This window comes from Bilophila sp. (assembly GCF_057864385.1).
This window is the reverse complement of sequence record NZ_DBMAFI010000042.1, coordinates 1-23,803: the sequence shown is the minus strand read 5'-3', so window position 1 is coordinate 23,803 and position 23,803 is coordinate 1. Positions and strand designations below refer to the sequence as shown.

General features: G+C 59.6%; 17 protein-coding genes and 1 tRNA gene. 12 read left to right on the top strand and 6 right to left on the bottom strand.

The features are described 5' to 3' along the window. Nucleotides 1-321 precede the first annotated feature (321 nt). The 6 genes from speA to ACZM8Y_RS12640 all read left to right on the top strand — a co-directional run bounded on the left by speA (nt 322) and on the right by ACZM8Y_RS12640 (nt 10,876). Entirely contained in the window at nt 322-2,244 is a 1,923-nt protein-coding gene (speA, locus tag ACZM8Y_RS12665) for a biosynthetic arginine decarboxylase (protein ID WP_302551371.1), read from the top strand. A 247-nt stretch (nt 2,245-2,491) separates the two neighbouring features. Beyond that, nucleotides 2,492-3,679, top strand: a complete 1,188-nt coding sequence (locus ACZM8Y_RS12660) for a saccharopine dehydrogenase family protein (protein ID WP_482333257.1) — start codon at nt 2,492-2,494, stop codon at nt 3,677-3,679. 357 nt (nt 3,680-4,036) lie between these two features. Then, entirely contained in the window at nt 4,037-5,257 is a 1,221-nt protein-coding gene (nspC, locus tag ACZM8Y_RS12655) for a carboxynorspermidine decarboxylase (RefSeq protein WP_302551369.1), read from the top strand. Then, nucleotides 5,257-6,009 carry a tRNA lysidine(34) synthetase gene (locus ACZM8Y_RS12650; RefSeq protein ID WP_308772292.1) on the top strand — a complete coding sequence of 251 codons (753 nt, stop codon included), beginning with the start codon at nt 5,257-5,259 and terminating at the stop codon, nt 6,007-6,009. Before nspC ends, ACZM8Y_RS12650 begins: the two co-directional genes overlap by 1 nt. After that, nucleotides 6,006-6,665 carry an acyltransferase gene (locus ACZM8Y_RS12645; RefSeq protein ID WP_482333261.1) on the top strand — a complete coding sequence of 220 codons (660 nt, stop codon included), beginning with the start codon at nt 6,006-6,008 and terminating at the stop codon, nt 6,663-6,665. The genes ACZM8Y_RS12650 and ACZM8Y_RS12645 overlap by 4 nt, the downstream gene beginning before the upstream one ends. 1,160 nt (nt 6,666-7,825) lie before the next feature. Beyond that, entirely contained in the window at nt 7,826-10,876 is a 3,051-nt protein-coding gene (locus ACZM8Y_RS12640) for a DEAD/DEAH box helicase (protein ID WP_482333263.1), read from the top strand. 487 nt (nt 10,877-11,363) lie between these two features. On the opposite strand, the gene ACZM8Y_RS12635 is transcribed toward ACZM8Y_RS12640, so the two are convergent. The 4 genes from ACZM8Y_RS12635 to ACZM8Y_RS12620 form a co-directional block, all read right to left on the bottom strand. Next, a complete protein-coding gene (locus ACZM8Y_RS12635) occupies nt 11,364-12,050 on the bottom strand; it encodes a cytidylyltransferase domain-containing protein (RefSeq protein WP_302551365.1) in 687 nt (228 codons plus the stop codon). Between the two features lie 444 nt (nt 12,051-12,494). Then, nucleotides 12,495-14,132, bottom strand: a complete 1,638-nt coding sequence (locus ACZM8Y_RS12630; protein ID WP_302551364.1) for a cytidine 5'-phosphate N-acetylneuraminic acid synthetase — start codon at nt 14,130-14,132, stop codon at nt 12,495-12,497. Nucleotides 14,133-14,478: 346 nt separating this feature from the next. After that, a complete protein-coding gene (locus tag ACZM8Y_RS12625; RefSeq protein ID WP_302551362.1) occupies nt 14,479-15,654 on the bottom strand; it encodes a DegT/DnrJ/EryC1/StrS family aminotransferase in 1,176 nt (391 codons plus the stop codon). Nucleotides 15,655-15,810: 156 nt separating this feature from the next. Further along, entirely contained in the window at nt 15,811-16,887 is a 1,077-nt protein-coding gene (locus ACZM8Y_RS12620) for an iron-containing alcohol dehydrogenase family protein (protein ID WP_482331124.1), read from the bottom strand. Between the two features lie 129 nt (nt 16,888-17,016). On the opposite strand from ACZM8Y_RS12620, the gene ACZM8Y_RS12615 reads away from it, so the two are divergent. Beyond that, nucleotides 17,017-18,039 carry an NAD(P)H-dependent glycerol-3-phosphate dehydrogenase gene (locus tag ACZM8Y_RS12615; protein WP_482331119.1) on the top strand — a complete coding sequence of 341 codons (1,023 nt, stop codon included), beginning with the start codon at nt 17,017-17,019 and terminating at the stop codon, nt 18,037-18,039. A gap of 678 nt (nt 18,040-18,717) precedes the next feature. On the opposite strand, the gene ACZM8Y_RS12610 is transcribed toward ACZM8Y_RS12615, so the two are convergent. Further along, a tRNA-Arg gene (locus ACZM8Y_RS12610) sits at nt 18,718-18,794 on the bottom strand. Between the two features lie 181 nt (nt 18,795-18,975). Between ACZM8Y_RS12610 and ACZM8Y_RS12605 the strand changes: the two genes are divergently transcribed. The 4 genes from ACZM8Y_RS12605 to ACZM8Y_RS12590 are packed head-to-tail and all read left to right on the top strand — an operon-like array spanning nt 18,976 to nt 22,142. Continuing rightward, nucleotides 18,976-19,668 carry a metal-dependent hydrolase gene (locus ACZM8Y_RS12605; protein ID WP_482331114.1) on the top strand — a complete coding sequence of 231 codons (693 nt, stop codon included), beginning with the start codon at nt 18,976-18,978 and terminating at the stop codon, nt 19,666-19,668. A gap of 15 nt (nt 19,669-19,683) precedes the next feature. Then, nucleotides 19,684-19,887: a hypothetical protein gene (locus tag ACZM8Y_RS12600; RefSeq protein WP_308771568.1), complete on the top strand. Its 204-nt coding sequence runs from the start codon at nt 19,684-19,686 to the stop codon at nt 19,885-19,887. A gap of 27 nt (nt 19,888-19,914) precedes the next feature. Next, nucleotides 19,915-21,072, top strand: coding sequence for an LPS export ABC transporter permease LptF (gene lptF / locus ACZM8Y_RS12595; RefSeq protein ID WP_482331106.1), 1,158 nt, complete (start codon nt 19,915-19,917; stop codon nt 21,070-21,072). Then, nucleotides 21,069-22,142: an LptF/LptG family permease gene (locus tag ACZM8Y_RS12590; RefSeq protein ID WP_482331100.1), complete on the top strand. Its 1,074-nt coding sequence runs from the start codon at nt 21,069-21,071 to the stop codon at nt 22,140-22,142. The genes lptF and ACZM8Y_RS12590 overlap by 4 nt, the downstream gene beginning before the upstream one ends. A gap of 115 nt (nt 22,143-22,257) precedes the next feature. On the opposite strand, the gene ACZM8Y_RS12585 is transcribed toward ACZM8Y_RS12590, so the two are convergent. Further along, nucleotides 22,258-22,485 (bottom strand): hypothetical protein, encoded by a 228-nt coding sequence (locus tag ACZM8Y_RS12585; protein WP_487480129.1) that lies wholly within the window; start codon nt 22,483-22,485, stop codon nt 22,258-22,260. Nucleotides 22,486-22,882: 397 nt separating this feature from the next. Here ACZM8Y_RS12585 and ACZM8Y_RS12580 point away from each other — a divergent pair, with 397 nt between their 5' ends. Next, nucleotides 22,883-23,515 carry an IS1595 family transposase gene (locus ACZM8Y_RS12580; protein ID WP_482331094.1) on the top strand — a complete coding sequence of 211 codons (633 nt, stop codon included), beginning with the start codon at nt 22,883-22,885 and terminating at the stop codon, nt 23,513-23,515. Nucleotides 23,516-23,803 lie beyond the last annotated feature (288 nt).

The following is a 23,803-nucleotide window of genomic DNA, read 5'->3' as shown; positions in this document are numbered from 1 at the left end:
CGATTTGGAAAGGCAAGTCATAAGCGCGCCTCCCTGCATGGGGGGGCGGTGCTCTGGCTTGTTGACAATATTGTCTTTTTGAAGGTATATTCCAATCCGTATTTGGACTGTTTTTCGTACGCGCAAAACGCCCCGGTTCCCCCGGATTTTCTCCCGAGGAACGGGGCGTTTTCCTTCCGAAGCGCATTGTCCGCCAAACGGCGCGGAAATGTCACCCCGCGGCCACATGGGGGGCGTAGGTTCGGATTGCGCTGCGATGGCTGTGTCACGGGGCAGGGATCCCGCGCCTGTTCAACCGATTACCTTGAGAGGTTCCGTTACGTGGCGATAAAGCGCACTCTCCAGCAATGGAGTGTGGAAGATTCCACCGAACTGTACGGCATCCGCAACTGGGGGGCCGGCTACTTCGGCGTTTCGCCCGAGGGCGATGTCGTGATTTATCCTTCCGGCGACAGCAAGGGCGTGGCCGTCAGCGTCCCTGAGGTCATTCGGGGCATGCGCGAGCGCGGCTACGACATGCCGGTTCTGTTGCGCATTGAAAACATTCTTGATTCGCAGATCACCCTGCTGCACGAGTCGTTCCGCAAGGCCATCGGCTCGCTCGGCTACAAGGGCGAATACCGCGGCGTCTTCCCCATTAAGGTGAACCAGCAGCAGCACACGGTCGAGAAGATCGCCCAGTTCGGCTCGCGCTTTCACCACGGCCTCGAAGTCGGCTCCAAGGCCGAACTCATTTCCGCCATTTCCCAGCTCAAAGACCCGGAAGCCTGCCTCATCTGCAACGGCTACAAGGACGAGGAGTTCATTGACCTCGGCCTCTCCGCCGTGCGCATGGGGTTCAAGTGCATTTTCGTCATGGAAATGCCCGGCGAGCTGGAGCTTATCCTCGAACGCTCCGCCGCGCTCGGCGTGCGCCCGCTCCTCGGCGTGCGCGTCAAGCTCATCACCAAGGGCAGCGGCCACTGGGCCGGTTCCTGCGGCGAACGCTCCGCCTTCGGCCTGACCACGGCGCAGGTGGTGGACATCGTGGACACCCTGAAGCAGCACGACATGCTCGACTGCCTCCAGCTCCTGCACTACCACCTCGGTTCGCAGGTCCCCAACATCCGCGACATCCGCACCGCCGTCATGGAGAGCACTCGCGTCTATGCGGGCCTCGTGCAGGAAGGCGCGAAAATGGGGTATCTCGACCTCGGCGGCGGTCTCGCCGTGGACTACGACGGCTCGCACACCAACTATGTGAGCAGCCGCAACTATTCGATGGATGAATACTGTACCGACGTTGTGGAAGCGGTCATGACCATCCTCGACCAGCAGGGCATCGAACACCCGCACATCGTTACGGAATCGGGCCGCGCAACCGTGGCCTACTATTCCATCCTTCTGTTCAACATCCTCGACGTGAGCATCGCCGAAACGGGCGAGAGCATCCCCGATGTCCTGCCCGAAGACGTGCCGGAACCGGTGGTCAACCTCCGTGAGGTATTGCAGGGCCTTTCCGTGCGCAACCTTCAGGAGTGCTACAACGACGCCGTCTACTACCGGGACGAAATGCGCCAGCTGTTCATCACCGGGCGCGTGACGCTCCGTCAGCGGACGCTTGCGGACAAGTTCTTCTGGGCGATCATCAACCGCATCTCCGAGGAAAAGGAAAAGCTCAAGCACACGCCCAAGGAGCTCGCGGACATCGACAGCACGCTTGCCGACATCTATTACGGCAATTTCAGCGTGTTCCAGTCGCTCCCCGACGCGTGGGCCATCGATCAGCTCTTCCCGGTCATGCCGGTGCACCGCCTGACGGAATTCCCGTCCCGCAAGGCTGTCATCTCGGACATCACCTGCGACAGCGACGGGCGCATCGACAAGTTCATTGACCCGCAGGGGATGCGCGCCTCCCTCGATCTGCATCCCCTTGTGGACGGCGATGAATATTATCTCGGCGTGTTCCTTGTGGGGGCGTATCAGGAAACCCTCGGCGACCTGCACAACCTGCTCGGTGACACCAACGTCGTGTCCATCCGCATCAGTGAGGACGGCTCTTACCAGTTCGTCCGCGAGATCCGGGGCGACTCCGTAGCCGACATCCTCGACTATGTGGAATACGATCCCCGGCGCATCCTTGAGGATCTCCGTGAAGCCGCCGAGCGGGCCGTGCGCGAAAAGCGCATCACTCCCTCGGAGCGTTACAAGATCCTGCAAACCTTTGAAGACGGTTTGCGCGGCTATACCTACTTCGAGCGGTAGAATGCCTCCGGCGGCAAGGGGGCTACCGCCCCCCTTGACCCCCTGTCCGGGGGGAATGATTCCCCCCGGACCCCCTCGGTCATGGATGGGCGGCGGCATTGCCGCCGTATGCCGTGCCGGGGTGTTCGGAGCATATGATTGATGCTGTTTCCCGAAAACGGGAGACGGTGATTGACCATCAAGCCGGGCCAAGGGATTGAGTCCCTTGCAGGGGCCGGGGCAGAGCCCCCGGAAAAAGGAGAAAAGAATGGCACGAGTTCTTATCATCGGCGCGGGCGGCGTCGGCAGCGTTGTGGCGCACAAGTGCGCGCAGAATTCCGAAGTTTTCACCGAGATCATGCTGGCGAGCCGTACGGTTTCCAAGTGCGACGCCATTGCCGCGAGCATCAAGGAGCGCACGGGCCGCATCATCGAGACGGCGCGCGTGAACGCCGACGACGTGCCCGAACTGGTGGCGCTGATCAAGCGTTACAAGCCCGTCATGGTGATCAACGTGGCCCTGCCGTATCAGGATCTCACCATCATGGATGCCTGCCTTGAAGCGGGCGTCCACTACATGGACACCGCCAACTACGAGCCGCTGGATGTGGCGAAATTTGAATACAAATGGCAGTGGGCCTATCAGCAGAAGTTCAAGGACGCCGGCCTGATGGCCCTGCTCGGCAGCGGCTTTGACCCCGGCGTGACCAACGTGTTCGCGGCCTATGCCCAGAAGCACCTGTTCGACGAGATCCACGTCCTCGACATCATCGACTGCAACGCGGGCGACCACGGGCAGCCTTTCGCCACGAACTTCAACCCGGAAATCAACATCCGCGAAGTGACCGCCAAGGGCCGTTACTGGGAACGCGGCGAATGGGTGGAAACCGATCCGCTTTCGTGGTCCATGACCTACGATTTTCCGGGCGGCATCGGGCCCAAGAAGTGTTTCCTCATGTATCACGAGGAGCTTGAGTCCCTTGTCCAGAACCTCAAGGGCATCCGCCGCGCCCGTTTCTGGATGACTTTCTCCGAGAACTATCTGAACCACCTCAAGGTGCTCGGCAATGTCGGCATGACCGGCATCGAGCCTGTGGAGTTCCAGGGCCAGCAGATCGTGCCCATCCAGTTCCTCGGCAAGCTCCTGCCCGATCCGGCCTCCCTCGGCCCGCTGACCAAGGGCAAGACCTGCATCGGCTGCGTGATGAAGGGCGTGAAGGACGGCAAGGAAAAGTCCGCCTACATCTACAACATCTGCGATCACGAAGCCTGCTACGCCGAAGTCGGCAGCCAGGCCATTTCCTACACCACCGGCGTGCCCGCCATGATCGGCGCCATGATGATGGTGACCGGCAAGTGGATGCAGCCCGGCGTCTGGAACATGGAGCAGCTCGATCCCGATCCGTTCATGGAGCAGCTCAACCTCCGCGGCCTCCCCTGGGTCGTGCAGGAGTAGTTTGGAATTGGAAGGCTGATTGAGAAAGACTTGGAGGGGGCGGGGGAACTTTTCTGAAGAAAAGCTTCCCCCGCCCCCTCCAAACCTCCCCCACCCCTTCCAAAGACTTTTGTAAAGGTCGATGCCGGGCCGGGCGGCTTGTCGTCTGGCCCTTATTGATGTGTCCCCCGGTATTTCATCAAAAGAACCCTCTTTCTTTTCTCCCTCAAGGCCCGCCGGGAAAGTTTCCGGGCAGGGATTCGATAAGGTCGAAAGTCTTTGAAGGAGGAGAGGAGGGGGTTCGGGGGAGGGGAGGAGGAAACTTTCTCCAGAAAGTTTCCTCCTCCCCTCCCCTGATACCTTTTTCCCTTACTTCCTATGACTAAAACCTATCTTGAACAGTTGAAGCCGGAGCGGTTCCCGTCGCCGAGCTTTGTTGTGGACGAGGCGAAACTGCGCTCAAACGTGGCGGTTCTGGACGAAGTGCAGCGGCGCACGGGCGCGAAGATCCTGATGGCCCTGAAATGCTTCGCCATGTGGGACGTCTTCCCGATCATCTCCCGCAGCGGGGAAGGCGCGCTGTACGGCTGCTGCGCCAGCTCACCCGACGAAGCCCGGCTTGCCCGGGAATGCTTCGGCGGCGAAGTCCATGCGTTCGCGGCGGGCTACTCGGAAGCTGACATGACGGAGTTGCTCGAAACGGTTGACCATATCCTGTTCAATTCATTCGCGCAGTGGGAACGCTTCAAGGGCATGGTCGAAGCCAAGAACGCCGGGCGCGCGACGCCTATTGAGTGCGGCATCCGGGTCAACCCGGAGCACTCCGAGGGCGCGGTGCCCATGTACGATCCCTGCGCTCCTGGCTCCCGGCTCGGTGTGCGGCTGCGGGAATTCGAGCGCTTCGCGTCCGCCGGGGGCTGCCCCGCCCAGACGCCGCCTCCCGGCCTCAAGGGGCTTTCGGGGCTGCATTTCCATACCCTGTGCGAACAGGGCGCGGACGCGCTGGATCGGACGCTCAAGGCGTTTGAAATGAAGTTCGGGCGGTATTTGAAGGGCCTCAAGTGGATGAACTTCGGCGGAGGCCACCACATCACCAAAGAGGGCTACGACATCGACCTGCTCTGCAAATGTATCGAGCGGGTACGCGACCGCTACGGGGTGCAGGTCTATCTTGAGCCCGGCGAAGCCGTGGCCCTGAACGCGGGCGTGCTGGTGTCCACCGTGCTCGACGTGGTGCGGGCGGATATGCCCGTGGCGATTCTGGACACTTCGGCGGCGACGCATATGCCGGACGTTCTGGAAATGCCGTACCGCCCGATGGTCATCGGCTCCGGCGAACCCGGCGGGAAGCGTTGGAATTGCCGTCTTGCGGGCAAGTCCTGCCTCGCGGGGGACGTGATCGGAGAATACAGTTTCGACGAGCCGCTCAAGGCCGGGGACAGGCTGGTCTTTACGGACATGGCGATTTACAGCATGGTGAAGACCACGACCTTCAACGGCCTGCGCCTGCCCTCCATCGTGCGCTGGAACCCGGAAACCGACGGGACGCGCCTTGTCCGGGAATTCGGCTACGAAGACTTCAAGATGCGGTTGTCCTGATGCCGAAAGAAAAGCTCTCCTACGCGCAGCAGGTCTGCGTCAAAAGCGCGGGAAAGGCCATGCAGCGCACCGGGATGGTCGGCCCCGGCGCAAAGGTCGGGGTCGCCGTTTCGGGCGGCGTGGACAGTTGGGTGCTGCTGGAAGTGCTCCGGCGGCGCCAGCGCATCGTGCCGTTCCGGTTCGACATCATGGCGATTCATCTGAATCCCGGCTTTGATGCGGAAAACCACGCGCCGCTCGTCGAGTATCTGGCGAAACACGGCGTTGCGGGCCACATCGAAGTCACGGATCACGGCCCGCGCGGGCACTCGCCGGAAAACCGCCGCAATTCCGCCTGTTTCTACTGTGCCATGCTGCGCCGCACACGGCTGTTCGAGGTATGCCAGCAGTATGGGCTGACCCATCTCGCCTTTGGGCACAACGCCGACGATCTGGTTACGACGTTCTTTATGAATCTTGTCCAGAACGGGCGCGTTGAGGGCATGGGCATGTGCGACGACTTTTTCAAGGGGGCGCTGAAGGTTATCCGGCCCCTGCTCCTTGTGGAAAAGCCGGACATCATCAAGGCGGCGCGGCGCTGGGAACTGCCCGTCTGGTCGAACCCATGCCCTTCCGCAGGGAAGACCAACCGGGCGAACTTCCAAGCCAAGATCGACGCGCTGCACGGCGGTGACAAGATGCTCAAGACAAACCTTTTCAACGGGTTGTGCCGCTGGCAGTTGGCGCAGTCCGAAGGCGGGAACAAGGCATGATCGGCAAACTCCGCAAGGCTATCGAGCGCAAACTTTCGGCTCAGGACATCCTTTCCTATGCCGCGATCACGTTGCAGCGCCGCTGGTCGAAGGATTGGGGCACGCTGGCCCTGCGGCTCAAGGCGCGGCTGTTCGGCATTGAGGTAGGGCCCGGCGTTACGGCGTGCGGATCGGTGATCCTTGGGCGTTGGCCCGGCAGCCATATCCGCCTCGGCGCGGGGTGCAGCCTGATTTCCTCCTCGCGGCGCGCCACGGCCTCCACGCTGTACGCGCCCGTCCGTCTCCGCACCTATGCCCCTACAGCCCGCATCGAGCTGGCGGAAGGCGTCCAGCTCAGCGGCACGGCGATCACGGCGCGCTCATGCACCATTTCCATCGGCAAGGATACGATGGTGGGCCCGAACTGCGTGATCACGGATTCCGATTTCCACGCGCACTGGCCTGCCGAGACGCGGCACATCGAACCGGCCTTTGAGCTGGATCGCGGCGTATCCATCGGCGCGAACGTCTGGATCGGCATGAATTCCCTTATCCTCAAGGGCGTGGCCATCGGGGACGGGGCCATAGTCGCCGCCGGTTCCGTCGTCGTCCGCGATGTGCCTGCAAAGGCCGTCGTCGCCGGGGTGCCCGCCAGGGTTGTGAAGGCTGGGGAGTAAGACTTGGAGGGGGCGGGGGAACTTTTCTGGAGAAAAGCTTCCCCCGCCCCCTCCAAACCTCCCCCACCCCTTCCAAAGACTTTCGCAAGGGTCAATGGCGTGACGGGCGGCTTGTGCGGCTGGCCCTTGGCATTCGTCCCCCGGCGGCTACTGTAGAAAGGCAAATCCTTTTTTGGCAGAATGTTTTTTGAGCATATCCACTTTGAAAGCAGCCCTCTTTCTTTTATGGCCGTGTCGTAGGAACTGGTTGATGTTTTTTGGAAATGGCTGTGTTGTAGAAACTGGTTGATGCTTTTTTCCTTGAAGCTCTAAAGGGATAACCGGCAAAATGCCTTAGCCGTGGATCCCGCTAGGGGGAAAACTGGAAAAAAGGCCGTATTGTTCACCTCACTGTGGAGATGAAACAACCGTATACCATAACAGAGCCTTTGAAATTCCAAAGGAATAGCCAATAAAATCCCCCAACCGTGGAGCCCATCGGCGGAAAAGTTGGAGAAAAAATCCGTGTTGTTACCATACGATAGCGGTAAAACGGACACATGCCATGACAGGGCCTGATTCATTCAGGCTCTGTCATGGGAAATGGGAGACATTCACCTTTTCGATGTGTTTAAAAATATTTTAAATTTCATATAGTTAAATATAGCTTTCGTTTAAAGTGTGAATGCCTCGGAAATGGTTGATACTTTATTTTTTGGAAATTCCAAGGAAATAACCAATAAAATGCCGCAGCCATAGAGTCTGTCACAGAAAAAAACTAGATAAAAATATATATTTTCAATATATTATAGAGATAAAAGGCTGTGTCATAGAAAACGGTTGATGCTTTATTTCCTTGAAATTCCAAATAAATAACCAATAAAATCCCCCAATCACAGAGCCTGCCGGTGGAAAAGTTTGAAAAGCATATATTTCAGTATGTTATTAAAGAAAAACAACCATGTGCTATGACGGAGCCAAATAAAACAACCATCCGTAACAGAGTTTGATTCATAGTTCAAAATTATTCGGTACAACTTCCGAACAGGGATTCGATAAGCACAAAAGTCTTTGGAAAGGGAGGGATGGGGTTTGGGGAAGGGAGGGAAAAGCTTTTCTTCAGAAAAGTTTTCCCTCCCTTCCCCAACTGCCTCTCTCCACTTTCAAAATAAAGCTGCCCTATGCAAAACAACGTGGCTGATTACATCCGGTCGCTGCTGGCGTCCGAGCGGTTCGCGCGGCAGGTGACGCACCATAGGGTGCTGCCCGCGCGTGAGGCCCGCTATGGCGAGACGCGCCGCCCGTGGCCCCGCGCCATTGCGGAGGTGCTGCGCGAGCGGGGGATAGCTTCGCTCTACAGCCATCAGGCGCTGACGGCGGATATTGTCCGCGCCGGGCGCGACGTGGTCGTCGCCACGCCCACCGCCAGCGGCAAGACGTTGTGCTACAGCCTTCCGATACTGGAAAAATGCTTGCAGAACCCGGACAGCCGCGCGCTGATGCTGTTCCCGCTGAAAGCGCTGGCGCAGGATCAGCTTGCCGCGTTTGGGGAGCTGACCGGGCATTGGCCCGAAGCGGCGAGGCCGTCCATCGCCATCTATGACGGCGATACGACCGATCATTTCCGGCGCAAGATCCGCAGGAACCCGCCCAATGTCCTGATTACCAACCCCGAAATGCTGCATCTGGCGATTTTGCCCTTCCATGAGCAATGGACGACGTTTCTCGCGTCGCTTTCGCTGGTGGTCGTGGACGAGGCGCATACCTATCGCGGCGTGTTCGGATCGCACATCAGCCAGCTTTTCCGCCGTCTGAACCGGATCTGCGCCCGCTACGCCGCCCGCCCCAATTTTGTTTTCTGCACGGCGACGGTCGGCAATCCGGAGGAACTGGCGGGCAATCTGCTGGGCAGGGTGTTGGTGCGGGAAAAGGGGCCTTCCCAAAAGGATGCCTGCCCCGCTTCCCCTCCGGTTGCCCCTTTGCCTTCCCCTGAGCCTGCCGCACAGGGGGCGGAAACGCCCGGCGCCTTCCATGAATCGGCGGACATCCCCGTCATCCGCGAATCGGGCGCGCCGACGGGCAGGCGGCATATGGTGTTCATCGACCCGGAAGACAGCCCTTCCACAACCGCCATCGCGCTTCTGAAGGCGGCGCTGGCGCGGGGGCTGCGGACTATCGTGTACTGCCGTTCAAGGCGCATGACGGAACTCATCGCGCTGTGGGCCGCTGACAAGGCCGGAAGCTACGCGGGCCGCATCAGCGCGTACCGGGCGGGTTTTTTGCCTGAGGAACGGCGCGAGATCGAAGCCCGCATGAGCGACGGGCAACTGCTTGCCGTGGTCACGACCAGCGCGCTGGAACTGGGGATCGATATCGGCAGCCTCGACGTGTGTATCCTTGTAGGGTATCCGGGCACGGTCATTTCGACCATGCAGCGGGGCGGCCGCGTGGGGCGGGCCGGGCAGGAATCCGCGGTGCTGCTCGTCGCGGGCGAGGACGCGCTGGATCAGTATTTCATCCACCAGCCTGAGGCGTTTTTCGGGCGTGAGCCGGAACGGGCGGTCATCAATCCCGACAACGAAGTCATCGTCAAACGGCACCTTGAGTGCGCGGCGGCGGAACTGCCTTTGGCTTGCGGCGATCCGTGGCTGAGTGGCGAGGGCGCTCAGGCGGCGTTGCGGGAGCTGGAAAGGGAGGGGCTACTCCTCAAGTCGGCGGACGGCAGGGAATGGGTGGCGGCCCGCAAGCGCCCGCAGCGGCATGTGGATCTGCGGGGGTGTGGCGCGTCGTGCACCATTGTGGACGCCGAGGGCAAGCCCATCGGCAGCGTGGACGGGCATCAGGCGTACAAGGAGACGCACCCCGGCGCGGTCTATCTGCATCGGGGGAAGACGTATGTGGTCAAAAGCCTTGATATGGCGGAGCGGGTTGTCCGCTGCGAAGTGCCGCAGCAGCGGGTAAACTGGCATACTCGGGTCAGGAGCCACAAGGAAACCGCCATCATTGAAGTGAAGGCTTCGGGCTCGGCGTTTGGTGCGCCCGTTGCGTTCGGGCGGCTCCGGGTCACGGAAACCATCACCGGCTACGAACAGCGCTCCGTTGCCGACAACCGGCTGATCTGCGTCGTGCCGCTGGATCTGCCCCCGTTGGTTTTCGAGACGGAGGGCTTGTGGTTTTGCGTGCCGGACGGCCCGCGCCGGGCCACTGAGGACGGCCTCATGCACTTCATGGGTTCCATCCATGCGCTGGAACATGCGGGTATAGGGCTCATGCCGCTGATGGTCATGGCGGATCGCAATGATTTCGGCGGCATTTCCACACCCATGCACGCCCAGCTCGGCATGCCCGCCGTTTTCGTGTATGATGGGCTGCCCGGCGGCGCTGGGCTGTGCCGTTCGGCTTTCCCGCGCCTTGCGGAATTGTTCGCGGCGGTGCGGGATTTGTTGCTGCGCTGCCCCTGCGAGCTCGGCTGTCCGTCTTGCGTACACTCGCCGAAGTGCGGATCGGGAAACCGGCCCATCGACAAGGCGGGGGCGTTGTTTTTGTTGGAGCGGATCATGGAGGCCCCCGCTCCGGGCGGGGATATGGTTGTGAGCGGGCTGGAATCGGAACAGCCGAAGGAGAAGACCGTTATGGCGGCGGATATTGAATTGGGAGGCCCGGCGGCGGGAAGTTCTGAGCGTATCGTTGCGCCGCTTCCTGAGCGGTTTATGGTGCTCGACGTGGAAACCCGGCGTTCGGCGGCCGAGGTGGGCGGCTGGCACCGGGCGGATCGCATGGGCGTCAGCGTGGCGGTTCTGTACGACTCCAGGGGCGACTGCTTCACCGAATACGAGCAGGAAGATCTCCCGGCCATGTTCGAGCGCCTGAGGGAGGCTGAATTGGTCATCGGGTTCAACTCGTCGCGCTTCGACTACGCGGTATTGCAGCCGTTCGCCGGGTACGATCTGCGTTCCCTGCCCACGCTGGACATGCTTGTGGAGGTCAAAAAGCGGCTTTCCTACCGTGTTTCGCTGGATAATCTGGCCCGTGCCACCCTGAACGCCCCCAAGAGCGCGGACGGGATGCAGGCGCTGCAATGGTGGAAGGAAGGCAACCTTGCCTCCATCGCCGAATATTGCCGCAAGGACGTGGAGATCACCCGCGACGTGTATCTGTTCGGGCACAGGGAAGGCTATCTGCTGTTCACCAACAAGGCCGGGCAGCAGGTAAGGGTTGTGGTGGAGTGGTAGGCAAAGTGAGGGGGACGGGAACGCTTTCTGGAAAGGCTATGCCATAGAAAATGGCAGATGCTTTTTTCCTTGAAACTCCAAAGGGATAACCGGAAAAATGCCTTGACCGTGGATCCCGCCAAGGGGAAAACCGGAGGAAAAGGCTGTCTTTTCATCGTACCGTGGAGATGAATCCACTGCTATAACAGAACCTTCTGAAAAGGGCGTTCCCGCCTCCCGTATGTTCCTTCAAAGGGGGGTCCCCCAACCCGCTGTTGTTTGCCGGAGCGGCGGAAGGGGGGGAAGCGGAGTGAAGCGGCGCAGGATACGCCATGTCAGCTTGAGGGCTGATCGGGCGGCGTTTCCTTTTTGTTTTCGTCGTGCGCCCCCTGACCGAGGGCGTGGGCGTCGGGGCATCAGCTCGGCACGGAGCGCCGGTTTTTGCCGATCATCCATCGAAAGCCCCAGACGACCCAGCCTGCCAGCAGGATGATGAACAGGGCGCTTTTCATCGGAACAGCTCCACGATTTCGCGGGGCGTGATGTCCGGGCGGATGTCGCGCAGGGCGAGGTTGATGAAGTCGTCGGCGGTGTCCATGTCGAGCTTCATTTCAGGATGGTGCAGGGCCGGATCGAGCGGGTCGAAGGTGCGGATGGCGAACAGCTCCGGGTTGTCCACGATATACGAGAGGCAGTGCTCACGGTGGGCGGGCAGGGTGGCCTCGTTCATGGCTTTGGTGAACAGCTCGAAGGAGACGATTTCCGCGCCGAGGCCGTCCGGGTAGAGGTTGTTGCGCGGGATGTGGTTGTAGGCGTAATCGCAGTTCCCGGCGGCATGTTCGCGCTGGTAGAAGCGGATCAGGTTGTCGATTTCCCCGCCCCAGATCAGCGGGTTGTCGGCACACACGCGGACTACGAGATCCGCACCGTGCGCGGCGGCGGCCCCGTGCATGCGCGAGAGCACGTCTTGTTCCGATCCCCGGAAGATGTTGACGCCCTGCGCCCGCAAGTGGCGGGCAAGCACTTCGTCGCGCCGGGTGTCGGGCAGGGCGACGACCAGATCGTCGGCCAGTTCCGAGCGTGCGCAACGCCCCACCACCCAGTCGATGACGGGCAGGCCGTGCAGGTTCAGCAAGGTTTTGCAGGGCAGGCGGCTTGATCCCAGCCGTGCCTGAATGACGATGACGGTTTTCATGGCTGTATCCTTTGGGGTGGGAGGGAAGGGGAATCGGGGGAGGGGAGAAGGAACCCTTCTGGAGAAGGGCTTCCTTCTCCCCCCCGGATCCCCTCCATTCATCTTCCTAAGACTTTTGGTTTGGCTCTGTTAGAGTTTGTGGTTGTTTCATCTCCACAGTGCGGTGAAAATACGGCCTTTTTATCCGGTTTTCCCCTTGGCGGGATCCACGGCCACGGCATTTTGCCGGTTATCCCTTTGGAACTTCAAGGAAAAAAGCATCAACCATTTTCTATAACACAGCCTTTGGTTTTATCGAATCCCTGTCCGGGAGTGTTGCCGGTCACCGAAGGTTGTCGGGGGCACGGCGGGGAGTGTCCTTTCTTCGTACCAGCCGGGGGATGTATCAGCAATGGCGTGAGAGCCCGTTTGCCCCGCCTTTGGCCCTGTTCCTTCGCCCTGCCTTCAGTTTTCTTTTTCTTTCTTCAAGAGCTTCAGGATGCCGCTGACGACCTTGGCCTTGTTTTTTTCAAAATGGATGCGGGACTGGCGCTGATACAGGATGCTGCGGCGTTCGGGTTCGTCGATGAGCTCCATAAAGGTTTTGCGGAGGCGTCCGGCGTTGAATTTCCGCATGATGCCCATGTAGGCGAATCCGTGATCCGCGCGGGCGAAGGTGTGCCGCGCCTCGCGCTCATGCTGCGCCAGAACGATGCTTGGGATGTGCATGTGGGCGAGTTCATAGACGGTGCGCCCGGCGGAACAGACGGCGAGATCCACGCCTTCCATCATGCGCGACATGATGTTGGTGGCGTACTCGAAGCGGAGCAGCGGGTTGCCGAGGGCCTTGATGTGCCTGGCCAGCTCGTCGCGGTGCGCGTAGCCCGGCCCGGTCACGACCCGGATGGCGATGCCCCGTTCCCGGCAGAGCGGCTCGACGGCATCCAGCGTCTGCCGGGTGTAGTCGGGCATATCCGTACCGCCGAAGGTGATGAGGACGCATTTCGGGGCCGGGCGGAACACATTCTGCTCCGCCTGCAAAAACTCGTCGCGCAGGCAGAAATACTTGTGCCCATAGAGAAAGCGCTCCGGCTGCTTGCCGTCCGCTCCGTTTTGGGGCTCTTCATACAGGGCGTTGACCACCTGATCGGCCAACACCGAACCGGGCCCCTCGTCCTCGAAGTTGACCACGGGGATGTTCGCGGCCTTGAGGTGCTCCATATATTCGCGGGGCGTGTCCAGCATGTCGTTGATCACAAGATCGGGTTCGAGCGCAAGCACGTCTTCCCACAGTTCGCCCCGCTGGATGACGGTCTTGTAATCGCGTGCGGCGATGTTGGAGGCGGCGAGTTCGCTTTCTTTGGTGCAGACGAAAAAGACCTTATGGTTGGCGATCTCGTGGGCCAGCATGAGCGAACGGAAGACGTGCCCCATGCCGATGGCGGGATAGCCCGCGACCACGAACACCACGCGGCGCTGCTTCAGAAGGCGTTCGCACAGCCACCAGTCCTGATAGCTGTTGATCTCCATCGCCCGGTCATTGAGGAAATACGGTACGGCCTGCCGGATGGTGCCGCCTTCCAGCGCGTCGCTTTTGACGATGATGAGGGCCTTGCTCTCGACCACCAGTTCGGATTCGTCTTCGGACATGAAGGATTCCAGCCGCCCCTGATGGACTTCCCAGATGCGGTGCCGGACGCTTTTGACGGTGACGAGGCAGTCGGCCTCGTTTTCGACGAATGTCTTGTAGGCGTCGTCGATGTCCACCCACGTCAACAGGGGGCAGCTTGCCCGATAGATGATGATGTGCCCGTAATCGTTGCCCAGTTCGCGGAGGATGGATTTCATCTCCGTGATGATGTCCAGCGAGGTGAAGCGCAGCCCGGCGTTGTAGTGGGCGCGTACGCCGTTGCGTTCGCAGATCAGGCTGATTTCCTGGCTGTCCGTGACGACCACGACGTCGTGCGCCGGGACGACGCCGCGCGCCGTGTCGATGGCCCGCTGGATCAGCGTGACCCCCGCGAGGCGTTTGACGAGCTGGTCTGGGATGACCGCGTTTTTCTTGATGGCCGGGATGACGATGCAGCGTCGCGTTTCTGTCATGGGAAAATACCTCCGGCGGCAAGGCGGGCGTCGCCCCTTGGCCCCTACAGGGGGGCATGATGCCCCCGAACCCTTTGAGTCCGCCGTGATGCGCTTCGGACGAAACGGCGTTTCAAGCGAAGCGCACCGCGGCAATCCGGCGGGCGTCCCCCGTGAAGGCCGGCAAAAAGGAAAAGGGAACAGTCGGGGAACTTGCGTTAAAGAACAGCCCGTTGCGAAGACGCAACCACGTATGGGTCCATTTGTGAACGTCTTTGGGGAGGGTGGGGGAGGTTTGGAGGGGGCGGGAGGGGCTTTCTTCAGAAAGGCCCTCCCGCCCCCTCCAATCTTCTCGCAATCCCTCTTCCTACCTCAAGCCTTCCAACACTTCGCGGGTGGACTTCAGCATGTAGGCGAAGTCCTCTTCGCTGAGCCAGTGCTGGAAGGGGAAGGAGATCTGGCCGTCGAAAAAGGCGTCGGCGTTGGGGCAGTCGGCTTCCCCAAGCCCGATCTTCTTGTAGAAATCGTAACGGTCGAGCGGGATGTACTGCACCACGCACTTGATGCCCTTTTCTTCGGAAATGGCGTGCATGAAGGCGTCGCGCTTGCCGTTTTTCATGCAGCCCACGAGCAGGTGGTAATTATGGCGGGTGGTGTCTTCGCGGAGGAATTCCAGTTCGGGGTAATCCTTGAGCGCGTCGATGAAACGGATGGCACGGGCGCGCTTTTCGGCGTTGATCCGGTCGATGCGCTCAAGCATCTTGACGCCGAGGGCGCACTCGATTTCGCCGAGGCAGTAGTTGTTCGGCCAGAGCATGTCGCCGTCGAGCATGGGCATGTCCACATTGCCCATCGCCGGCGTCCAGTAGTTGGGCCGGGGTTCCGGGTAGCCGCAGTGCCCGTTGTGGCGCAGGGCGGGAACCAGCGCGGCGAGCTTCGGGTCTTTGACGACCAGCATGCCGCCCTCGCCGAGCGTGGTGAGGTTCTTGTGGGAATGGAACGAAAAGATCGCCATGTCGCCCCACGCGCCGGACTTGATGCCGCCGACGTCCGCGCCGATGGACTGGGCCGCGTCCTCGATGACGAGCACGTTGTGCCGCTTCGCCACTTCCATGATCGCGGGCATGTCCGCCACGTAGCCGTACAGGTGCACGACGACGATGGCTTTCGTTCTGGGCGTGATGCACTTTTCGATGGTTTCGGCATTGACCACGTGCGTGACGGGATCGACGTCCGCCCAGACGAGCTTCGCGCCCTTCTTGGCATAGGGGTAGGCCGAGGCGGTGAAGGTGTGCGAAGGGATGACGACTTCATCGCCAGGCTTGAAGTTGCAGAGCTGCGCGGAAAGCTCAAGCGCGGACACGCCGTTCATCACCGCAAAGCAATGCTCGGCCCCGATGTATTCGCCGAACGCCTTCTGGAAGGCTTGCAGATGCTTGCCCTGCGTCAGCGGTTCCGCGTTCCGCATGGCTTCCACGACCACAGCGATCTCTTCTTCGGTGTACTTGATCGCACGTCCGCTGAAATTCACTTTGATGTCCATAAGATGTCCTGTCTCTGGCTGCCCAGTGCGGAACCCGAAGCGGTACGGCCGTTTCGGGTTCCCTCATGTTTATCGGGACAATTGGCGCTGCGGCAGGGGCCTCCATGCCTCTGTCGTAGGGGCCGGCCCCTTGCGGGGCCAGCCGGAGGCGCCCCGCTAGATGCTCTTGTAGCGTTCGATGAGGTTTTCCTTGGTAAGGATCTGCTTGAAGCCGGGGCCGAGGGCGTTGGTGAGGGGCTTTTCGTGGACGATGCAGCCGCGATAGAGGCCGTCGTACTGCTCTTCGGTGAGATCCTTGCAGATGCCGGTGGGCAGGCTGACGCCCTGCCGTTCGATCATGGTGCGGAACTGCTTGTATTCTTTGGGGTAGATGTCCCCAAGGACGTTCAGGGCGAGGCAGTTGCCGAGGCCGTGGGCCACATGCAGGACGACGCCGAGCCCGGCGGAGAAGGGATGGATGACGCCCACGTTCCCGGCGGCCATCCCGCCGATGTAGGAGGCGATCATCATCTTTTCGCGGTTTTCTTCGCTCATCATGTCGTCGGAAAGGAAAATTTCCTCGCAGAGCTGCACGGCGCGCACGGAGAAGGCGTCGATGATGGCGTTGCGGTAGCTGCCTTGGAGCGACTCGATGCAGTGCATGAACGTATCGATGCCGGTGTAGAAATACTGGTTGCGGGGAACGGTGGCGAGCAGGTCGGGATCGAGCAGGAGCTGATCATAGACCGTGTAGTCGCTGTTCATGCCCAGTTTGAGATTTTTGGGGATATTGGTAAGGACACAGGTGCGGGAACACTCGGAACCCGTGCCGGAAAGGGTCGGGATGCCGATCTTGTAGACGGCGGGATTCTTGACGAGCTCCCAGCCCTGATAGTCTTCGGCCTTGCCGGGGTTGGTGAGGAGGTTGGCGACGGCCTTGGCGGTGTCGAGGGCGTTGCCCCCGCCGATGCCCACGACGCAGCAGGGGATGCGGCTGTCGGCGGCGGATACGGCTTCCTTGAAGGCGTCGATGCGGGTGACTTCCGGCTCGGAACTGGAGTCGACGAAATGGAGCTGGTCGCCCTTTTCCATAGGCAGACGGCCGATCAGCTCATGATCGCGGAAGAAGTGGTCGACGAAATAGACGACCGGGCCGTCCACGGCTTCGCGGCGGGGTTTCAGCAAGTCGCCGAGCTGGGCCAGGGAGCCCCGCCCAAACACATAGTGAGGAACATTTTTTGTATTGCGATACATAGGAAAAGCCTCATTGGGTGATTTTAGGAAACGATAGCGGGCATTGTATGTTGAATCCGTCCGGGCCGCAAGCCGGAGCAAGCGGCCCGTTCCGGCGGTTTTCCACCGATTTTTCCACGGGAGGGTGATATGTCGGGCAAAACTTCGATAGCGGTTCTCGGCGGCGGGAGCTGGGGTACGGCGCTGGCCCATTTATTGGCCCATGCCGGGCATTCCGTGGCGCTGCTGGTGCGGGATGCGGCGCAGGCCGCGCACATCAACGCGCATCATGAGAATCCGCGCTACCTGCGGGGCGTGCCGCTGCATCCGGGCATCCGGGCTGTGGCCGGGGATACCGGCGGCCCGGAACAGGCGGAAGCGCTGGCGGGCATCTCCATCCTCGTCCTGTCGGTTCCCTGCCAGGCCATGCGGGGGACGCTTCGCCGGTTGGCGGGCGTTGTGCCTCCGGGCTGCGTCCTCGTCAATACGGCAAAAGGCATTGAGGTTTCCGAATTGGTTACGGCGGAGCACATGGTTCGGGAAGAGCTGCCCGGATTCGCAGACCGTTACGCCGTCCTTTCCGGGCCTTCGTTCGCCCTTGAGGTGGCGAGCTGCAAGCCCACGGCGGTGGTGCTCGGCTGCCGCGACGAGCGGCTTGGGGCACGGCTGCGGGAAGTGTTCGCCACGCCGTGGTTCCGAGCCTATTCGAGCACGGACGTGCCGGGCGTGGAGCTTGGCGGCGCGATCAAAAACGTCATCGCCATTGCAGCGGGCCTCAGCGACGGCCTCGGTTTTGGGCTGAATGCGCGGGCAGCGCTGGTCACGCGCGGCCTTGCGGAAACCAGCCGCCTCGGTGTGGCGCTCGGTGCGCGGGCGTCGACCTTCATGGGCCTTTCCGGGCTTGGGGATCTCATGCTCACCTGTTCGGGTGACTTGTCCCGCAACCGTCAGGTCGGGCTGCGCCTTGGGGCAGGGGAGAGCCTGGAAGACATCGCCTCATCCATGAGTATGGTGGCTGAAGGGGTCAAAACCACGCAGGCCGTGTACCGGCTGGCGCAGCGCCTCGGTGTGGACATGCCCGTGACCGGCACGATGTACAGCGTACTCTATGAAGGCTTCGCGCCCCGCGAAGCGGTGCAGGCCCTCATGGGGAGGCAACTGAAGGAAGAGTAGACGATGAGGTTGTGTTGTTAATTATATAATCTATCGAAATTGTTTAACTGTTTTTAATTTATAAAAATATTTAAATAATTTTAAGTGATTACTTGTAAAATAACGACACGGCCTAGAGCTGATGGAGGGCTGTTTTTTCAGCCGGTTGGCGGGTGGAGGCTTTATGCCGTCCGAGTGGACAAGAAGTTTCTGGCGCCGGGCGAAATCCGGGAACCGGAGGATGGACCCCTAAGGGGGCCGCGCAGGGCGCCAGCCCCTTGTCAAGGGCGAGCGGAGCGGCTATTAAAAAGGTGCCGGGACAGTGCGCCAACACTCCCCCGGCAGGCACAGCGCATGAGCGCACCCTTTTAAGCTACACGGTTGTTCTGCTTTCTATGTTTCGCCCCCGCCGGATGCCACCGGACGGGGGCCTTTGTTTCGTTTTACATTCGGGACGAAGCCCGGAGTACCAGACAAAGGAGCGTCAGCAGCGTCAAGACGATAAGGCGTCTCATGCGGCCTGGCCTCCTTTACCCGTATAAACGGAGCTTGCGCTGTGCCGAGCGCGTGGAGGCCAACCGCGTAGCGAGCGAGTTGTAGCCTGCCGGACAGAGAAAAACAAGCAGGCCCTTGCCGGAGATCGTGCTTAGGAAAAGAAAAACCCCTTACAGACTGCTATCTGTAAGGGGTTGATTTCACTGGTGCGCCCGGCGCGATTCGAACGCACGGCCTTTAGCTCCGGAGGCTAACGCTCTATCCGACTGAGCTACGGGCGCGGAGTTTCCCCGTAAGGGGGCACCACAGACTTAGGAAGCTAGCTCTTGTGCCGCGTCCTGTCAAGCTGTATGCTCCGGTACCGGGAGCGTGCCGCGGCTTATTCCGTGTCGGAGCCGTGCCTTCGTGTCCGTCCCTTTGTTATGCTCCCCCTTCTTTTTCTTTATCTTTAAGGAGTATCCCATGAGCGTTTCCGTTACTTGGTACGGTCATTCCAATTTTAAGGTTTCTTGCGGCGATGTGACTGTTTTCATCGATCCTTTCTTCACGCACAACCCTTCCTGCCCCGTGACGTGGAATGAGGCCGGGAAGCCGGATTTGGTGCTCGTCACCCATGACCACGGCGATCATACGGGTGATGCCGTGGCGATCTGCAAAAGCAGCGGCGCGACTTGCGGCTGTATCGTCGGTACGGCCGAACGCCTGATCGACGCCGGGATGCCGCAAGCCAGCATCCCCGCCGGGATCGGCTTCAACATCGGCGGCACCATCGAAGTGAAGGGCGTCCGCGTCACCATGACGCAGGCTTTCCACACTTCGGAATCCGGGGCCCCCGCAGGGTATGTCGTGACCATGCCGGACGGCTTTACCTTTTACCATGCGGGCGATACCGGCCTTTTCTCTTCGATGGAGTTGATAGGTTCGCTGTATCCGCTGGATCTTGCGCTGCTGCCCGTGGGCGGCTTCTTCACGATGGACGGGCTGCAGGCCGCCCATGCCGCGCGCCTGCTCAAGCCCAAGGCCGTGATCCCCATGCATTGGGGCACATTCCCGGTTCTTGCACAAGACCCCTCGGCTTTTGCGTCACACCTTGCGTCCGTGGCCCCCGACGTCCGCCTTGTCTCCATGAAGCCCGGCGACAGCATCGCGTTCTGAGCACGGAGGTGCCCCATGACGATCATCGAACACGGCGAACTGGTTCGCCGCGCCTTGGAATATGTGCAGGAAGAACGCTGCCGCCGCCCGGATGCGCCGCTTTCCTCCCTGCTTGACGAAGCGGGCATGCGCTTCAACCTGACGCCGCTGGACGCGGCCCAGCTTGCCCGCCTTTTTTCCGAAAAAGGACAGGAGCCTTCCGACCCGTGCAAACGCTAACTTCGCATCCCTACAGGACGTTGCCCGATGCCTTCACTTCTTCAGAGACAGATATTTAAAGAAATCGCCAACCTGTTCGTCCTCGCCGTGGGGGTGCTGCTGACGCTTATCCTCATCAGCCGGGCGGTGCAGATGCGGGAACTGTTTCTGGGGCTGGATCTCGGCATCTTGGATACCGTCCTGCTGTTCGGCTACATGACCCCGCTGTTCCTCATGCTGGTGCTCCCCATCGCCTGTATGCTCAGCGTCTTCCTGACCTTCCTGCGCATGAGCACGGATCGCGAGCTGGTCGCCCTGCGCGCGGGGGGTATCAACATTTATCAGATGCTTCCCGCGCCGCTCCTGTTCAGCGTGATCTGCATGCTGCTGACGCTCTGGGTTTCCCTGCATTGGCTGGCGTGGGGCATGGGGCATTTCCGGGAAACGATCCTTGAAATCGCCAATACCCGCGCCCGCGTCGTGGTGCAGCCCGGCGTCTTCAATACGGACTTCCCCAATCTGGTGCTTTTCGCCCGGCAGGTGAACCCCGGTGACGGGGATATGGCGCAGGTTCTGGTGGACGACCGTTCGCACCCCGAACGCCACATGACCATCCTCGCCCCGGAAGGGCGTTTCGATACCGATACCGAACGCGGCGAGCTGGTGTTCCTGCTCAAGGAGGGCAAGATCTACACCACGGACAAGAAGGGCTCCTCGGTGCTGGCCTTTGACGAATATAAGGTGCGGCTGCCGCTGGACTCCCTTTTCAAGAGCCTTGATCTTGGGGATGTGCGGCCCCGCGAGATGTCATGGAGCAAGCTCTCCAGCGTCACACGGGAGGAGGCCCTCAAAGTGGATGTGAATTACGCCAACAAGCTGGAGGTGGAGCGCCATAAGCGCTGGGCCTATCCGGTGGCGTGCATCGCCCTGACCCTCTTCGTGCTGCCGCTGGCTTCGGCCTTTGAGGGGCTGCACAGGCAGACGGGGCTTATGCTGGCCCTCGCCATGTTCTTCGTTTATTACAGCCTGATGTCGCTCGGCTTCAGTACGGGCGAGTCCGGGGCAATCCCCCCCTCCATAGGGTTGTGGGTTCCGAACATCCTGTTCCTTTGCCTCGGCATCTACGGGCTTTGGCTGACGGCGCATGAGCGAACGCCGCACTTGGCGACTTTCTTCCGCAACCTGCGGGTACGGAGGGCGTCATGAGTTTGCTTTTCCGGTATCTGACCAAGAACAACGCGATGATCCTGCTGCCGACCCTTGCCGTCGGCATCGGCCTGTATGTGCTCACAGACCTGTTCGAGCGGCTCGACAACTTCATTGAGGCCGGGCTGTCCGTGGGCATGGTGCTCACCTACTTTATCGTGAAAATGCCGCTTGTGATTTCCCAGATCCTGCCGGTGATTTTCCTGCTGTCCGCGGTCATCCAACTGTGCATCATGGCCCGCAGCCGCGAATTGACGGCATTGCAGGCCGGGGGCATCTCGCTCGGCGTGGTGGCGAACTCCATGATCCTCTGCGGCATCTTCTGGGGTTCCGTCCAGCTTGGCTTTTCCGAATATTTGGGCGTTGCCGGGGAGCGCGAGTCCGCCCGCATCTGGCAGGAGGAAGTCCGCAAGAAGAACCTCGCGGCAACGGTGCTCAAGGACGTCTGGTTTACGGACGGGGACTGGATCGTCTCGCTCGGAACGCTTGACCCCAAGGCGCACGGCACGGGCTTCGCCGGGTATGAACTGTCCGAGGACGGCCTGAGCATCAAGCGCATCGTGCAGGCATCCACATTCACGGCAGCGCCCAACCACTGGGCCTTGCGGGATGTGCGCGTCTACACGCCCGACACCTTCACGCAGGCGCAGGAACCGGACTTCGTCATCCCGCTCAGGCAGGATCCCGAAACCTTCCGGCTCGTCAATACGGGCACGAAGCCGCAGCAACTGCCGCTCTGGCAGCTTGGGGACGCCATCAGCCAACTGAAGTCTTCCGGTTCCAACGTGGAGGCGCTCCGTACGGCATGGCACGCCAAGCTGGCCTATGCGGCGTCGATTCTGGTCATGGCTTTCGTGGCGACGGCCATCGTCTCGTGGAAGGACAACATCTATATCGCCGTGACCGTGGCGCTGCTGTGCACATTCCTGTATTTTGCGGTATATACCCTCGGCACAACGCTTGGGCAGCGCGGCATCCTGCACCCCTTCCTTGCCGCGTGGACTGCGAACATCATTGCGCTGTTCCTTGCGTTCTGGCGGCTTGTCCCCTTGCTGCTGCGAAGGGAATAGCCCGGTGGAACCTTAACTGGAGGGGCGAGGAAGCTTTTTTGAAGAAGGGGGAACACCCCCATGTTTTCCTCGCCCCTTCCTTCTCTCTCTTCCGCCACGTCTTTCCTCGTTCCTTTCAAAGGCTTTTTTCTTTATCGAATCCCGCCCATCCGTTTTTCCTGCGGCGGAAAAGTGCCTCCTTTGGCATTGAGGAGCAAGGTTTTGCCCCTTGCCGGAGGATATGATTGGCATATTCATACAAGAGGGTGACTATACGGAATTCCCCCCAGCCTTTTGGTCGGCAAACCTCATGGCTGAGAAACTGTATTTCATTGTTTGAAATGTAAAAATAAGGCTGTGCCATAGAAAACGGTTGATGCTTTATTTCCTTGAAACTCCAAAGAAATAACCAATAAAATCCCCCAATCACAGAGCCCACCAGCGGAAAATTCGGAGAAAAGACATATATTTTCAGTATATTGCTGAAACAAAACAACCATGTACTATGACAGAGCCAAAAATAAACTATCAACTAGTTACTACGATGCAGCCGTACCTTTGCAGCGGGCCAGTGGAAAACGGCGTTTCTTCGCGGGCGTAGTTTAATATGAATCCCACTTGAAAATTTTCAGCATGGCTCCGCCATAGCATGTGGCTGTGTTATTTCCACAGTATACTTAAGTTGTGCCGTCAATGAGATATAATACATTGAAATTATTTAAGGGGGTGTCCTGGCTAAGGGAAAATAGTTAGGATAGCTCATGTATGAACGGCGAAGCAGACTAAGTTTGCGTCAACAGTCTGAATTGATAAAACTATTCGTGGCAGGGGCAACAGCCCGTACTGCCGGGGAACTTGTGGGCGTTCACCACAACACAGCGGTTTCCTACTTTATGCGTCTCAGGCGTCTGATTGCCGCTCATTTGCCCAGTTATCGCCTGTCAGGAGAGGGTGAAGCCGATGAAAGCTATTTTGGCGGGTTCAGGAAAGGGAAACGCGGGCGCGGGGCAGCGGGAAAAATAGTGGTTTTTGGCTTGTTAAAACGCAGTGGCAAGGTTTACACGGCCATAATCCCTGACGCCCGCACAGAAACGCTGATGCCTATCATTGAGGAGCAGATTGAGCCGGACAGCATCGTCTACACAGACACTTTCAAGGCGTATAATGCTTTGGACGTAAGCTGTTTTCATCATCACCGAATCAATTATAATAGGCTGTTTGCCGAACGAGGGAGTCATATCAACGGGATAGAGAAATTTTGGAATCAGGTAAAACGGCATTTGCGCCGCGTTAACGGCATCAAGCCAGAACATTTCTACTGGTTCCTGAAAGAGTGTGAATGGCGATTCAACGGCGGCAACCATAACGAGCTCTTAACCCAGCTAAAGTATTGAGTAAACATTAGCCTTAGCTAGGACAACCAAAAGATTATTTTGGGTATTTTTAAATAGTTATATTCAAAATGACGACACGGTCTAAAATACAAGTTTTTTTAATTCTTCGTTGATGGATTTCATGATTGGGAGTATTTTATTGGTTATTCCTTTGGAGTTTCAAAAAATACGGCATCAACCGTTTTCCATGACATAGCCTTCAACATTGAAATACCATTCCCCAACATGAAAGTGGACTCAAGAAAGCCTGCGAACAGGGATTCGATAAGTACAAAAGTCTTTGAAGAG